Genomic DNA, 13,013 nt, shown 5'->3' with positions numbered 1-13,013 from the left:
GCGTGATCGACCCGCGGCCGTTGTGGGACTTCTCCGATCCCGTCGCCTCCGAGGCGCGGTTCAGGGCGGCGGTCGACGCCGCGACCTCCGCCGGGGACGCGGCGGTGCTGCGCACCCAGGTCGCGCGGGCGCTCGGGCTGCAGTCGCGATACGACGAGGCGCTGGCCGAGCTCGACGCCGTCGCGGCCGACGAGCCGGAGGTACGCGTGCGCGTGCTGCTCGAACGCGGGCGCGTGCTGCGCTCGAGCGGCGACGAGGACGCCGCGCGCCCGGTGTTCCGCGCGGCGGCGGAGGCCGCGGACGCGGCCGGGCTCGACGCGCTGGCGGTCGACGCGATGCACATGGTGGCGCTGACGCTGCGCGGGGCCGACCAGGTGGTGTGCACGCGCGAGGCGCTGGCCCGCGCTCGTGGCTCGCACGAGCCGGCGGCGCGGGCGTGGACCGCCTCGCTGCTCAACAACCTCGGCATGGCGCACGCCGACCTGGGCGAGTGGCAGCGGGCGCTCGACGCGTTCGACGAGGCGCTGACCGAACGGAGGGCGGCGTCCGACGAGCAGGCGACGAACGCCGCACGGTGGGCCGTCGGCTGGGCGTTGCGGCACGTCGGTCGGCGCGACGACGCGCTCGAGGTGCAGCGCGCCCTGCGTGCGGACCTCGTCGCCGCCGGGCTCTCCGACGAGTACGTGCATGAGGAGCTCGCACTGCTCGAGGACCCGCGGGCGTGACGCGCCGGCGTGCTGCGAAGGGGCCGCGGCGCGCACGTGGCGTGTCCGCGCTGCGGCCCGCGCCCGTCAGCCGCGCGTCGCGGCCAGCAGCGCCAGGACCTCGTCGGTCGTGCCCGTCTCGCCGAGGCGCGGGAAGATCCGCGCGACCGAGCTCGCGTGCCCATCCGGCGTGAGGTCGGACATCGCGTCGGTCGCGAGCGTGACGTTGTAGTTGAGCTCGTGGGCCTGCCGAGCGGTGGACTCGACGCCGATGCTCGTGGCGATCCCGGTCAGGACGACCTGCGTGACGCCGCGCCGGCGCAGGATCACGTCGAGCTCGGTGCCGAAGAACGCTCCCCAGCTCCGCTTCGTCACCACGAGGTCGCCCGCGTGGCCCGCGAGCTCCGGCACGATGTCGGAGTAGCCCTCCGGCAGGGCGCCCTGCGGCGGGCGTCGGACCTCGGTCCGGCCGTGCGCGGCGTCCGCGCCGTCGGGCGCCGTCGCGACGCGGACGAGCACGACGGGCAGCCCGTGGGCGCGGAAGGCGGCCGCGAGCCGGGCGGTGCGGGCGACGACGTCCTGCGCGGCGTGCGGCTGCGTCGGGCGGCCGGCGATGCCGTTCTGCAGGTCGATGACGACGAGCGCGGTGCGGTCGTCGAGCGTGGTGAGAGCCACGGTGTTCCCTTCGGGTGGATGGTCCGGCGTGCGGCCGGGTCAGGGGATGGGGCTGCGTCCGCGCGTCAGGGCGCGGCGGACCGGGCGCCGACCCGGCTCAGCGACCGGTCGGCGAGGACGAGGACGAGCAGGCCGACCGCGCAGGCGACGAGGAACCAGGCGAGGCCGTGCAGGCCGGCGGAGGTCGTGCCGCGGGGGAACGCCGCCGCGACGGCGGCCGAGGCGACGATCGCGCCGAGGTAGAGGAACGTGCGCAGCAGGCCCGCGGCCGAGCCCATCCGACCCGGGTCGGCCTGGTGGTACGTGGCGTTCTGGTTCGCGAGGCTCAGCAGGCCCTGCGGGACGCCGGCCAGCACGGCGACACCGACCAGAAGCCACACGGCGGAGCTGTCGCCGAGCGTGAGCACGAGGGTGCACGCCGCGACGAGGCCGACCGCGCCGACGACGAGCTTGCGCCGGATCTGCGGCCGACGCCCGGACACCGTCGCGACGACCACCGACGTCACGGACATCGGCAGGAGCAGCAGCCCGGCACCGGACGCCGCGAAGCCGCGCGTGCCCTCGAGCCACTGCGTGTACCCGTACAGGAACGCGTACGCGACGATCGACCCGAGCCACTGGCGCGCGTACGTCGCGAGCAGAGGGCGGCTCGTGGCGAGCACGCGCAGGTCGAGGAAGGGCGTCGTGGCGCGCAGCTCGTGGCGGGCGAAGGCGGCGCCGACGAGCACGGTGACGATGGCGAGCCACCACCAGCGCGGCGTCATGAGCGTGGTCATGAACGCGCCGAGCGTGGCGGCGAACAGCACCATGCCCACCGCGTCGATGTCGCTCAGGACTCCGCGCGCGCTGCGCCCGGGAGCCTCGAGCGGCGTCGACCGGGGCAGGCGGAGCGAGCCGAGCACGAGGCACGCGATCGAGAGCGGGATGTTGACCGTGAAGATCGTCCGCCACCCGCCGAGGCCGACCAGGAGCCCGCCGAGCGTCGGCCCGACGATCGCGATGGTCTGGTTCGTCACGGACAGCGCCGTCAGGACGCCCGCGGGCGAGTCCTTGCCCGTGCGGCGCGCCTCGCTGCGGATCAGGTACATCGCCGCGGGGAACGCCGCGCAGGTGCCGAGGCCGAGCAGCACGCGCGACGCGACGAGCACCGCCAGCGACGGCGCGAGCGCTCCCAGGACGCCCGCGAGGCCGACGAGGGCCGTGCCCGCCAGGTACAGGCGACGCGGGCCGTAGAGGTCGACCAGCCGCCCGACGACGGGCTGGCCCACCGCGGTCGCGAGGTACAGCGCCGAGACGAGCCAGACGGTCTGCGCGGGCGGTGCGCCGAACGCGATGCCGATGGGCACGAGCGTCACGGCGATCATCGACGAGTTGATCGGGTTGAGGATCGACCCGAGCATCAGCGGCAGCACGAGGCGCCGGTCGAACCCGGCGGCCGCCGCGCCCGGCGGGGGAGTGCGGTGGAGCAGCGACGTCACCGGTCGACCAGCCGTCCCAGGATGGTCAGCGCGTCGGCGACGGTCGCGCGCTCGGCGTCGGTGAGGTGCTCGGACAGCGCGCGCGTGAGCCACTCCTGGCCGGCGCGCTGCTTGTCGTCGAGGAACGCGCGGCCGGCGTCGGTCAGCGTGACGAGCTGGCGACGGCCGTCGCGCGGGTCCTGGTGCCGCACCACGAAGCCGCGCTCCTCGATGACGGCGATGGTCGCCGCGGCGGACTGTGGTCGCACGCGCTCGGCCGCCGCGAGGTCGCTCGCCGTGGCCGGTCCGTCGCGGTCGATCCGGTGCAGGATCGACGTCTGCGACGGCGTGAGCTCGTGCGTGTCGATCTCCTCGCGCAGCCGGCGGCGCAGCCGGCCGACGACGACCCTCAGCTGGTCGGCCGTGCGTTCGACGCTCGCGAGGTCGGTGGTGGACATGATTCCACCGTAGATCCATCAGGCTGATCTGTACAGTTCAGACTGTCTATTAGCGCACGAGGACCAGCGCGAACCCGTCGTGGCCCTTGACGCCGACCGTCTGGACCACGGTCGCGTCGAGCCGCGGGTGCAGCACGAGCGCGTCGACCATGCGTCGGACGCCCTGCACGCGGTCGTCGGGGTGGTCCGGGTCGATCACCTGGCCGTCGCGCACCACGTTGTCGACGACCATGAGGGTGCCCGGCCGGGAGAGCGCGAGCGCCTGCTCGACGTACCGCGCGAGCTGCTGCTTGTCCGCGTCGACGAACACGAGGTCGAACGGCTCCGCGCCCTCGGCCGCGAGGCGGTCGAGCGTCTCGGTCGCCGGGCCGACGAGCACGTCGACCCGGTCGCCGAGCCCCGCGCGGCGCAGCGACTCCTGCGCGACCGACGCGTGGTGCGGCTCGAGCTCGAGCGTCGTGACGCGCCCCTCCGGGCCGACCGCGCGCGCGAGCCAGAGCGTGCTGTAGCCGCCGAGCGTGCCGATCTCGAGCACGCGCCGCGCCGACGTGGCGACCGCGAGCAGCTCGAGGAGCTTGCCCTGGTTCGGCGCCACCGCGATGTCGGGCAGACCGGCCGCGGCCGCCGCCTCGCGGGTCGCGACCAACGCCGGGTTCTCAGGGACGAGCTGCGCGAAGTAGGCGTCGACCGCCTCGAACCGGCCCTGCAGCGCGCTGTCGCGCGCCGACGCGTGCTCGCCGACGGGCGGCTCGTCCTCGGTCATCGCCCGTGCGCCATCAGCCGTGCGCCATCAGCCGTGCGCCATCAGCCGTGCGCCGTCAGACGTGCGCCGCCGCGGCGGCGTCGAGCAGCCACCTCGTCCGGTCCCGTCCGGTGGCCCCGGCGGCCGGCGTCTGCGCGACGGTCGCACCGCGCAGCGCGGACGCCACGGCATCGGCCTTCTCGGCACCCGCCGCGACGACCCACACCTCGCGTGCCGCGTGGATCGCCTCGTACGTGAGCGAGACGCGCAGCGGCGGCGGCTTCGGCGAGCCGTGCACCGCCACGGTCGCGACACCCGTGACGTGGAGCGCCTCGTGGTCGGGGAACAGCGACGCGATGTGCCCGTCGGGGCCCATGCCGAGCAGCAGCACGTCGAACGCCGGCACCTGCGTGCCGGGTGCGGCGTGCTCCGCGAGCGTGCGGGCGTACGCGGAGGCGGAGGCCTCGGGTGTCGGGACCTCGTCCGACTGCGCGGCCATCGGGTGCACGTTCTGCGCGGGCAGCGCGTCGCCGAGCGCCGAGATCAAGGCGTCGCGCGCCTGCGTCTCGTTGCGGTCGCCGTCGCCGTCGGGCAGGAACCGCTCGTCGCCCCACCACAGGTGCACGCCCGACCAGTCGACCGCGTCGCGCACCGGCGACGCCGCGACGGCCGCGAGCACCTTGATGCCGACGGTGCCGCCCGTCAGCACGACGTGCACGGGGGAGCGGTGCGACTGCACGTCGAGCAGCGCCGTGAGCAGCCGAGCGGCGGTCGCCTCGGCGAGGACTGCCGGATCGGGGTGGACCACGACGTCGCGCGTCATGCGGTCACCTTCGCCAGGCCCTTCGTGAGGACCTCGCCGTAGACCTCGTCCGGGTCGAGCCGGCGCAGCTCCTCCGCGAGGCACTCGCGCAGGTGCCGGATCGGCAGCGCGATGCGGTGCTCCGGCTGGTCGGGCTGGCGCAGCGCGGCCGTCTTGCCGTCCGGGCGGTCGAGCACGATGTCGCCGCCCGACCGCTCGAGCCGGACCTGCACGATGGCGGGCGCGTCGGGGATGCGCTCCACCTCGACCTGCACCCTGAGCGCGTGGCTGAGCCAGGCGGCCATCATGTCGACCGACGTGTGCGTGCTCTCGCCCGCGATGTACGCCTTCTTGACCGGCTCGAACGGCGGCTGGTCGAGGGTCGACGCGATCAGGCCCCGCCACAGCGTCGCGCGCGTCCACGACAGGTCGGTGTCGCCCTCGGCGTAGACCTCCGCGAGGCGCCGCAGCGCCTTCCCGGGCGTCTCGGCGCGCGACGTGTCGGTGATCCGGCGCTGCGCCATGCGGCCGATCGGGTCCTTCGACGGCACGTCCGGCGGCTCGTACGGCCACCACGCGACGATCGGCGCGTCGGGGAGCAGCAGCGGCATCACGAGCGTGTCGAGGTGCTGGTCGACCGTGCGGCCGGGCCGCAGGATGATCACCTCGCTCGCGCCCGCGTCGCCCCCGAGACGGATCTGCGCGTCCATCGTGTCGGCCTTGGCCGCGGTGTCCTTGGCGATCACGATCACGCGGCACGGGTGCTCGCGGCTCGCGTCGTTCGCGGCCTCGATCGCGTGCTCCGGGTCGTGGTCGCCGGTGTCGACGATGAGCGTCAGCACGCGACCGAGGGCGATCGCGCCGCCCTCGTCACGCTCGCGCAGCAGGCGCTTCGAGATCTCGCGCGCCGTCGTGTCGGGCATGTCGATGATCACGGCAGCCTCCAGGTTCGCCCGTCGCGCGCCATCATGTCGTCGGCCGACTGCGGGCCCCATGTCCCGGCCCGGTACTCGTCCGGCTTACCGTGCGTCGCCCAGTAGTCGATGATCGGGTCGAGGATCTTCCACGAGAGCTCGACCTCCTCGTTCTGCGGGAACAGCGGCGGGTCGCCGAGCAGCACGTCGAGGATCAGCCGCTCGTACGCCTCCGGCGACGCCTCCGTGAACGCGTGGCCGTAGCCGAAGTCCATCGTGACGTCGCGGACCTCCATCGCGGTGCCCGGCACCTTCGCGCCGAACCGGAGCGTCACGCCCTCGTCGGGCTGGACCCGGATGACGAGCGCGTTCTTGCCGAGCTCGGCGGTCGCGGTCGACTCGAAGGGCAGGTGCGGCGCCTTCTTGAACACGATGGCGATCTCGGTGACGCGCTTGGCGAGGCGCTTGCCGGTGCGCAGGTAGAACGGCACCCCGGCCCAGCGGCGCGTGTCGATGTCCACCCGGACCGCGGCGAACGTCTCGGTCGTCGAGTGGGGGTTGAACCCCTCCTCCTGCGAGTAGCCGATGACCTTCTCGCCCCCCTGCCAGCCCTCGGCGTACTGCGCGTGCGCCGTGTGCCGGCCGAGGTCGCGGGGGAGCCGCACGGCCGAGAGCACCTTGACCTTCTCGGCGCGCAGGTCGTGCGCCGAGAACGACACGGGCTCCTCCATCGCGGTCAGCGCGAGGAGCTGCAGCAGGTGGTTCTGGATGACGTCGCGCGCCGCGCCGATCCCGTCGTAGTACCCGGCACGGCCGCCGATGCCGATGTCCTCGGCCATCGTGATCTGCACGTGGTCGACGTAGTTGGCGTTCCAGATCGGCTCGAACAGCTGGTTCGCGAACCGCAGCGCGAGCAGGTTCTGGACCGTCTCCTTGCCGAGGTAGTGGTCGATCCGGAAGATGTCGTCGGGCCGGAACACGCTCGAGACGATGTCCTGCAGCTCGCGCGCGCTCGCCAGGTCGTGGCCGAACGGCTTCTCGATCACGACGCGCCGCCACTTGCCGTCGTGGGGCTGCGAGAGGCCCGAGCGGGCCAGCTGCTTGCAGACGACCGGGAACGCGCTCGGCGGCACCGAGAGGTAGAACGCGTGGTTGCCGCCCGTGCCGCGGTGCACGTCGAGGTCCTCGACCGTGTCGCGCAGCCGGTCGAACGCGTCGTCGTCGTCGAACGTGCCCTGCACGAAGCGGATGCCCTCGGAGAGCTGACGCCAGGTGGCCTCACGGAACGGCGTCCGGGCGTTCTCCTTGACCGAGTCGTGCACGATCTGCGCGAAGTCCTGGGTCGCCCAGTCGCGCCGCGCGAAGCCGGTCAGCGCGAAGCCGGGCGGCAGCAGCCCGCGGTTCGTCAGGTCGTAGACCGCGGGCATCAGCTTCTTGCGTGCGAGGTCGCCCGTGACCCCGAAGATGACGAGGCCGCACGGCCCCGCGATCCTGGGCAGGCGACGGTCGCGAGCGTCGCGCAGCGGGTTGTGGCCCGCAGCCACCTTCACCGGGCTCACTCGCCCTCCGCCTGCGCGCCGGCCGCCTTGAGCCCGTCCGTGACGGTGCCGATCAGCTGCGACCAGCTGGCGTCGAACTTGTCGATGCCCTCGGTCTCGAGCTGCTCGGTGACCTCGTCGATGTCGATGCCGAGCTCGGCGAGGCGCTCGATGACGCGCCGGGCCGCGTCCTGCGTGCCCGTCACGGTGTCGGCGGCGTCGCCGCCGTGGTCCTGCACCGCGCGGAACGTCGCCTCGGGCATGGTGTTGACCGTGCCCGCGACGACCAGCTCGTCGACGTAGAGCGTGTCGGGGTAGCGCTTGTCCTTGACGCCCGTGGAGGCCCACAGCGGCCGCTGGACGTGCGCGCCGGCCTCGGCCAGCGCCGCCCAGCGGTCGCTCGCCACGACCTCCTGGAACAGGCCGTACGCGAGGCGCGCGTTCGCGATCGCGGCCGTGCCGCGCAACGCGTCCGCCTCGGGCGTGCCGATCGCGTCGAGTCGGGCGTCGACCGCCGTGTCCACCCGGCTGACGAAGAACGAGGCGACCGACGCGATCGGCGCGAGGTCGTGGCCGTTCGCCTTGGCCTGCTCGAGGCCGGACAGGAACGCGTCGAGCACGGCGCGGTACCGGTCGAGCGAGAAGATCAGCGTGACGTTGACGCTGATGCCCTCGGCGAGCGCGGCGGTGATCGCGGGCAGGCCCTCGACCGTCGCCGGGATCTTCACGAAGACGTTGGGGCGGTCGACGGTCGACCACAGGGACTTCGCGGCCGCGATCGTGCGCTCGGTGTCGCGCGCCAGGCGGGGGTCGACCTCGATCGACACGCGGCCGTCCTGGCCGTCGGTGCGGTCGTAGACAGGGCGCAGCACGTCCGCGGCGGTCCGTACGTCGTCGGTCGTGATGCGGAAGACCGCGTCGTCGACGTCGGCGCCGGCGCTCGCGAGCTCTTGGAGCTGCTCGTCGTAGGCGTCGCCCTCGGACAGCGCCTTCTCGAAGATCGTCGGGTTCGTCGTCACGCCGACGACGCCCTGCTCGACCAGGTCGGCCAGGTTGCCGGTGCGCAGCCGCTCGCGCGACAGGTCGTCGAGCCAGACGGCGACGCCCGCCGCTGCCAGTCGCTCGATCGGGGTGGTGCTCGGTGCCATGGTGGATCCCCTTCTTCGCGCGTGCCTGGCCGGGTGGGGCCCCGCCTGGAGTGCGGGGCCCCACCCGGTCGTCTCAGTGCTGCTGGTCGCCCGTCCCGGTGCTCGTGGGAGCGGCGGACGCGGTCGACGGGCCGGCGTTCGCGGCGGCCGCGGCGATCGAGTCGTGCGCGGCGGCGACGACGGCCTCGGCCGTGATGCCGAACTCGCGGTAGAGCGTCTCGTAGTCCGCCGAGGCACCGAAGTGCTCGAGCGACACGGACCGGCCGGCGTCGCCGACGACCTTGTGCCACGAGAGCGCGATGCCGGCCTCGACCGAGACGCGGGCCCGCACCGACGACGGGAAGACCGACTCGCGGTACTCGTCGCTCTGCTGCGCGAACCACTCGAACGACGGCATCGACACGACGCGCGTCGCGACGCCCGCTGCCTCGAGCGTCTCGCGCGCCTCGACGGCGAGCTGCACCTCGGAGCCCGTGCCGACGAGGATCACGTCCGGCGTGCCGGAGCTCGCCTCGAGCAGCACGTACGCGCCCTTGGCGACACCCTCGGCGCCCGCGAAGCCGTCCTCGCCGCGCGGGAACGTGGCCACGTTCTGGCGCGTGAGGATCAGGCCGACGGGGCCGCTCGTGTGCTCGAGGATCGCCTTCCACGCCTGCGCGGTCTCGTTGGCGTCCGCCGGGCGCACGATCGTCAGGCCCGGGATCGCGCGCAGCGCGGTCAGGTGCTCGACGGGCTGGTGCGTCGGGCCGTCCTCGCCGAGGCCGATCGAGTCGTGCGTCCACACGTAGGTCGCGGGCGCGCCCATCAGCGACGCGAGGCGGACCGCGCCGCGCATGTAGTCGGAGAACTGCAGGAACGTGCCGCCGTAGGGGCGGGTCAGGCCGTGCAGCGTGATGCCCGAGAGGATCGCGCCCATGGCGTGCTCGCGGATGCCGAAGTGCAGCGTGCGCCCGAACTCGTCGCCCGCGAACTCGTGCGTCGAGCGCTTCGCCGGGATGAACGACGTCGCGCCCTTCATGGTCGTGTTGTTCGAGCCGGCGAGGTCGGCCGAGCCGCCCCACAGCTCGGGGAGCTCCGGCCCGATCGCCGAGAGCACGTCGCCTGACGCGGCGCGCGTCGCGACGGCCTTGCCGGCGGGGAAGACGGGCAGCGCCGACTCCCAGCCCTCGGGCAGCCCGCGCACGGCGAGCCGGTCGAGCAGGGCGGCGTTCGCCGGGTTGGCGGCGCGCCAGGCCTCGTAGCCCTCGGTCCACTCGGTGCGGGCCTTCGCGGCGCGCTCGGCGAGCGACCGCGTGTGGGCGAGGACGTCGTCGTCGACCTGGAACGTGCGCTCGGGGTCGAAGCCCACGGCCTCCTTGAGACCCGCGACGGCCTCGGCGCCGAGCTTGCTGCCGTGCGAGCTGTGGTCGTTCGTCTTCTTGGGCGTCGGCCACGCGATGAGCGTCCGCAGCCCGATGAACGACGGCTTGTCGGTGACGGCCTTGGCCGCCTCGATCGCGGCGGCGAGCGCGTCGACGTCCTCGCGGTAGTCGTCCTCCGACGAGCCGCCGTGCGTCCAGTCGACGTACTGCACGTGCCAGCCGTACGCCTCGTAGCGCGCGAGCACGTCCTCGGTGAACGCGATCTCGGTGTCGCCCTCGATCGAGATGTGGTTGTCGTCCCAGAGGACGATGAGGTTGCCGAGCTCCTGCGTGCCGGCGATGGACGACGCCTCGCTCGTGACGCCCTCCTGGAGGTCGCCGTCCGAGCAGATGACGTACGTGTAGTGGTCGAACGGGCTCGTGCCCGGCGCGGCCTCGGGGTCGAGCAGGTTGCGCTCGCGCCGCTGCGCCATCGCGAAGCCGACCGCCGACGAGAGGCCCTGACCGAGCGGCCCGGTCGTGGTCTCGACGCCCTTCGTGTGCTTGTACTCGGGGTGGCCGGGCGTCTTGGAGCCCCAGGTGCGCAGAGCCTGCAGGTCCTCGAGCTCGAGGCCGAAGCCGCCGAGGTACAGCTGGATGTACTGAGTGAGGCACGAGTGCCCGGCCGACAGGATGAACCGGTCGCGGCCCAGCCAGTGCGGGTCCGTCGGGTCGTGCCGCATGACGTTCTGGTAGAGCAGGTACGCCGCGGGCGCGAGGCTGATGGCGGTCCCGGGGTGGCCGTTGCCGACCTTCTCGACGGAGTCAGCCGCCAGTACGCGCACCGTGTCCACCGCCCGCACGTCCAGGTCGGACCAGCCGACCGTCTGGGCCAGGGGAGCCTTCGCGTTCACCGAACCTCATTCCCACCCGCACGTGACGCGGGCGTCTGTCGGACGTGGTCGGACACCGTTCTTCTCGGGGTCCGGCGGCGGCCGGCCACGCGGTGCCCGCGGGTCGTCGGCCGTGCCTGTCGAGCGTATATCGCACCCCTGCTCCGGTGCCGGGCGTGACCACGGACGGAGGCGGGACGCATCTCACACGTCGCCGCCCCGCGCGTGGCCTGACCGGCCACATCGGCAGGCCGTAGCATGGCGGCGCGACAATTCCTCCCGCCGGACCACGAACGGACCCGTTGCGCGTGCGCCTCTCGAACCCGCTGTCCCTGGACGCCCCCGGAGCGTCGGCGCCGCCGACCCCGGACGTGCGCCGGACGGCGGCGGCGCCCGTGCCCGCGGCCCCTGCCGGGCCGTCCGCGGGGTCGGCGCGCTCGGGCCCGCTCGGCTCCGCGTGGCGGGCCGGCCGGCGGGTCGTCGGCCCGTACGTCGCGCTGACCAAGCCGCGCATCATCGAGCTCCTGCTCGTCACGACGCTGCCGACGATGATCCTGGCGCAGGGCGGGTGGCCGAGCTTCGGGCTCGTCGTCGCGACGCTCGTCGGTGGCGCGGCCGCCGCAGGCTCGGCGAACGTCCTCAACTGCTACCTCGACCGCGACATCGACCAGGTGATGAACCGCACGAAGCGGCGCCCCATCGTCACGGGCGAGGTCACGCCGCGCGCGGCGCTCGTGTTCGGGCTCGTGCTGGGCGTGCTCGCGCTCGCGTGGCTGTGGCTCGTGGTCAACCCGGCGTCGTCGATGCTGACGGCCGCGGCGATCCTCATCTACGTCGTCGGCTACACGATGATCCTCAAGCGGCGCACGCCGCAGAACATCGTGTGGGGCGGCGCGGCCGGGTGCATGCCGGTGCTGATCGGCTGGTCCGCCGTCACGGGTGGCGTCTCGTGGGCCGCGGTCCTGCTGTTCGGCGTCATCTTCTTCTGGACGCCGCCGCACTACTGGCCGCTGTCGATGAAGTTCAAGGGCGACTACGCGCGCGCCGGCGTCCCGATGCTCCCGGTCGTCGCCAAGGACGCCAAGGTCGCCCGCGAGATGATCGGCTACACGCTCGCGATGATCGCGTGCTCGCTGCTGCTGATCCCGGTCGCGCACATGACCTGGGTGTACGCGGTCGTCGCCACCGCGCTCGGCGCGTGGTTCCTCGCGCAGTGCCTGACGCTGCTGCGCCGCGCCGAGGACCCGACGCGCGGCAAGCTGCGCGCGATGACCGTGTTCCACGGGTCGATCACGTACCTGACGCTGCTGTCCGTCGCGATCGCGGTGGACGTCTTCCTGCCCTTCTGAGCCGCGGGTGGCCGGCGCCGCGGGCGACGACGAGCGCACTGCTCTGCACGACGCGCTCGACGGGTACCTCGCGCACCTGACCGTCGAGCGCGGCCTCGCGGCCAACACGCTCGGGGCGTACCGGCGCGACCTCACGCGCTACGTCGACTTCCTGGTCGCTCAGGGGCGCACCCGCCCGGAGGACGTGACCGAGCGCGACGTCGAGGACTTCGTGCTCGCGGTCCGCACGGGTGCCGACGACCGGGCGCGCCTCGTGGCCTCGTCGTCGGCGCGAGCGGTCGTCGCGATCCGTGGCTGGCACCGGTTCCTGGTGCTCGAGGGCGTCACGGAGCGCGACGCGGCGCAGGACGTCCGCCCGCCCGCCCAGCCGAAGCGGTTGCCCAAGGCGATCTCGGTCGACGACGTGACGCGGCTCCTCGAGGCCGCGGGCCTCGGCGACGGACCCGTCCCGCTGCGCGACCGCGCGCTGCTCGAGCTGCTGTACTCGACGGGCGCGCGCATCTCGGAGGCCGTGGGGCTCGACGTCGACGACCTCGACCGCACGCCCGGCCAGGGCGCGGTGCGCCTGTTCGGCAAGGGGTCGAAGGAGCGCGTCGTCCCGGTCGGCTCGTACGCGCTCGACGCGCTCGACGCGTACCTCGTGCGCGGTCGTCCGGCGCTGGCCGGCGCGGGCCGCGGCACGCCGGCGGTGTTCCTCAACACCCGCGGGGCGCGGCTGTCGCGGCAGTCGGCGTGGGCGGTGCTGCGCACCGCGGCCGAGCGCTCCGGCATCGCGACGGCGGACCACGTCTCGCCCCACACGCTGCGCCACTCGTTCGCGACGCACCTGCTGGCCGGCGGTGCGGACATCCGCGTCGTGCAGGAGCTGCTCGGCCATGCGAGCGTCACGACGACGCAGATCTACACCGCGGTCACGGCCGACTCGCTGCGCGAGGTGTACCTCACCTCCCACCCGCGCGCGAAGTGACGCCGCGCGCGGCTCGTCGCGGGTCC

12 protein-coding genes are annotated in these 13,013 nt (G+C 73.7%); 3 read left to right on the top strand and 9 right to left on the bottom strand.

Features of this window, described 5'->3' with window-relative positions; genetic code table 11:
- Positions 1–2: 2 nt before the first annotated feature.
- Positions 3–725 (top strand): tetratricopeptide repeat protein, encoded by a 723-nt coding sequence (locus QRT04_RS15380; RefSeq protein WP_289456475.1) that lies wholly within the window; start codon positions 3–5, stop codon positions 723–725.
- A 66-nt stretch (positions 726–791) separates the two neighbouring features.
- Here QRT04_RS15380 and QRT04_RS15375 read toward each other — a convergent pair whose 3' ends face one another.
- The 9 genes from QRT04_RS15375 to tkt form a co-directional block, all read right to left on the bottom strand.
- Positions 792–1,379 carry an isochorismatase family protein gene (locus QRT04_RS15375; protein WP_289456473.1) on the bottom strand — a complete coding sequence of 196 codons (588 nt, stop codon included), beginning with the start codon at positions 1,377–1,379 and terminating at the stop codon, positions 792–794.
- 65 nt (positions 1,380–1,444) lie between these two features.
- Positions 1,445–2,857 carry an MFS transporter gene (locus QRT04_RS15370; protein WP_289456471.1) on the bottom strand — a complete coding sequence of 471 codons (1,413 nt, stop codon included), beginning with the start codon at positions 2,855–2,857 and terminating at the stop codon, positions 1,445–1,447.
- Positions 2,854–3,294 (bottom strand): MarR family winged helix-turn-helix transcriptional regulator, encoded by a 441-nt coding sequence (locus QRT04_RS15365; protein WP_289456469.1) that lies wholly within the window; start codon positions 3,292–3,294, stop codon positions 2,854–2,856. Before QRT04_RS15365 ends, QRT04_RS15370 begins: the two co-directional genes overlap by 4 nt.
- Before the next feature lie 49 nt (positions 3,295–3,343).
- Positions 3,344–4,057: an O-methyltransferase gene (locus QRT04_RS15360; protein WP_289456468.1), complete on the bottom strand. Its 714-nt coding sequence runs from the start codon at positions 4,055–4,057 to the stop codon at positions 3,344–3,346.
- A gap of 55 nt (positions 4,058–4,112) precedes the next feature.
- A complete protein-coding gene (gene pgl / locus QRT04_RS15355) occupies positions 4,113–4,859 on the bottom strand; it encodes a 6-phosphogluconolactonase (protein ID WP_289456467.1) in 747 nt (248 codons plus the stop codon).
- Positions 4,856–5,773: a glucose-6-phosphate dehydrogenase assembly protein OpcA gene (locus QRT04_RS15350; protein WP_289456465.1), complete on the bottom strand. Its 918-nt coding sequence runs from the start codon at positions 5,771–5,773 to the stop codon at positions 4,856–4,858. Before QRT04_RS15350 ends, pgl begins: the two co-directional genes overlap by 4 nt.
- Positions 5,770–7,311: a glucose-6-phosphate dehydrogenase gene (gene zwf / locus QRT04_RS15345; RefSeq protein ID WP_289456463.1), complete on the bottom strand. Its 1,542-nt coding sequence runs from the start codon at positions 7,309–7,311 to the stop codon at positions 5,770–5,772. Before zwf ends, QRT04_RS15350 begins: the two co-directional genes overlap by 4 nt.
- On the bottom strand, positions 7,308–8,438 hold the full coding sequence (gene tal / locus QRT04_RS15340) for a transaldolase (protein WP_289456462.1): 1,131 nt from the start codon (positions 8,436–8,438) through the stop codon (positions 7,308–7,310). Before tal ends, zwf begins: the two co-directional genes overlap by 4 nt.
- A gap of 73 nt (positions 8,439–8,511) precedes the next feature.
- The gene (gene tkt, locus QRT04_RS15335) at positions 8,512–10,692 is read right to left on the bottom strand and encodes a transketolase (RefSeq protein WP_289456461.1); all 2,181 of its coding nucleotides are present in this window, start codon (positions 10,690–10,692) and stop codon (positions 8,512–8,514) included.
- A gap of 350 nt (positions 10,693–11,042) precedes the next feature.
- Here tkt and QRT04_RS15330 point away from each other — a divergent pair, with 350 nt between their 5' ends.
- Both QRT04_RS15330 and QRT04_RS15325 read left to right on the top strand, forming a co-directional pair.
- Positions 11,043–12,020 carry a heme o synthase gene (locus QRT04_RS15330; protein WP_289456738.1) on the top strand — a complete coding sequence of 326 codons (978 nt, stop codon included), beginning with the start codon at positions 11,043–11,045 and terminating at the stop codon, positions 12,018–12,020.
- 7 nt (positions 12,021–12,027) lie between these two features.
- Positions 12,028–12,987 (top strand): site-specific tyrosine recombinase XerD, encoded by a 960-nt coding sequence (locus QRT04_RS15325; protein ID WP_289456460.1) that lies wholly within the window; start codon positions 12,028–12,030, stop codon positions 12,985–12,987.
- Positions 12,988–13,013: the final 26 nt, after the last annotated feature.

The organism is Cellulomonas alba, from assembly GCF_030362835.1.
Classification (GTDB): domain Bacteria; phylum Actinomycetota; class Actinomycetes; order Actinomycetales; family Cellulomonadaceae; genus Cellulomonas; species Cellulomonas alba.
This window is presented reverse-complemented; position numbering and strand designations above follow the sequence as displayed.

Excerpts from the sequence above, each read along its gene's own strand:
- tal (WP_289456462.1), bottom strand. The coding sequence starts at position 8,438 with ATGGCACCGAGCACCACCCCGATCGAGCGACTGGCAGCGGCGGGCGTC.
- pgl (WP_289456467.1), bottom strand. The coding sequence starts at position 4,859 with ATGACGCGCGACGTCGTGGTCCACCCCGATCCGGCAGTCCTCGCCGAG.
- QRT04_RS15365 (WP_289456469.1), bottom strand. The coding sequence starts at position 3,294 with ATGTCCACCACCGACCTCGCGAGCGTCGAACGCACGGCCGACCAGCTG.
- QRT04_RS15360 (WP_289456468.1), bottom strand. The coding sequence starts at position 4,057 with ATGACCGAGGACGAGCCGCCCGTCGGCGAGCACGCGTCGGCGCGCGAC.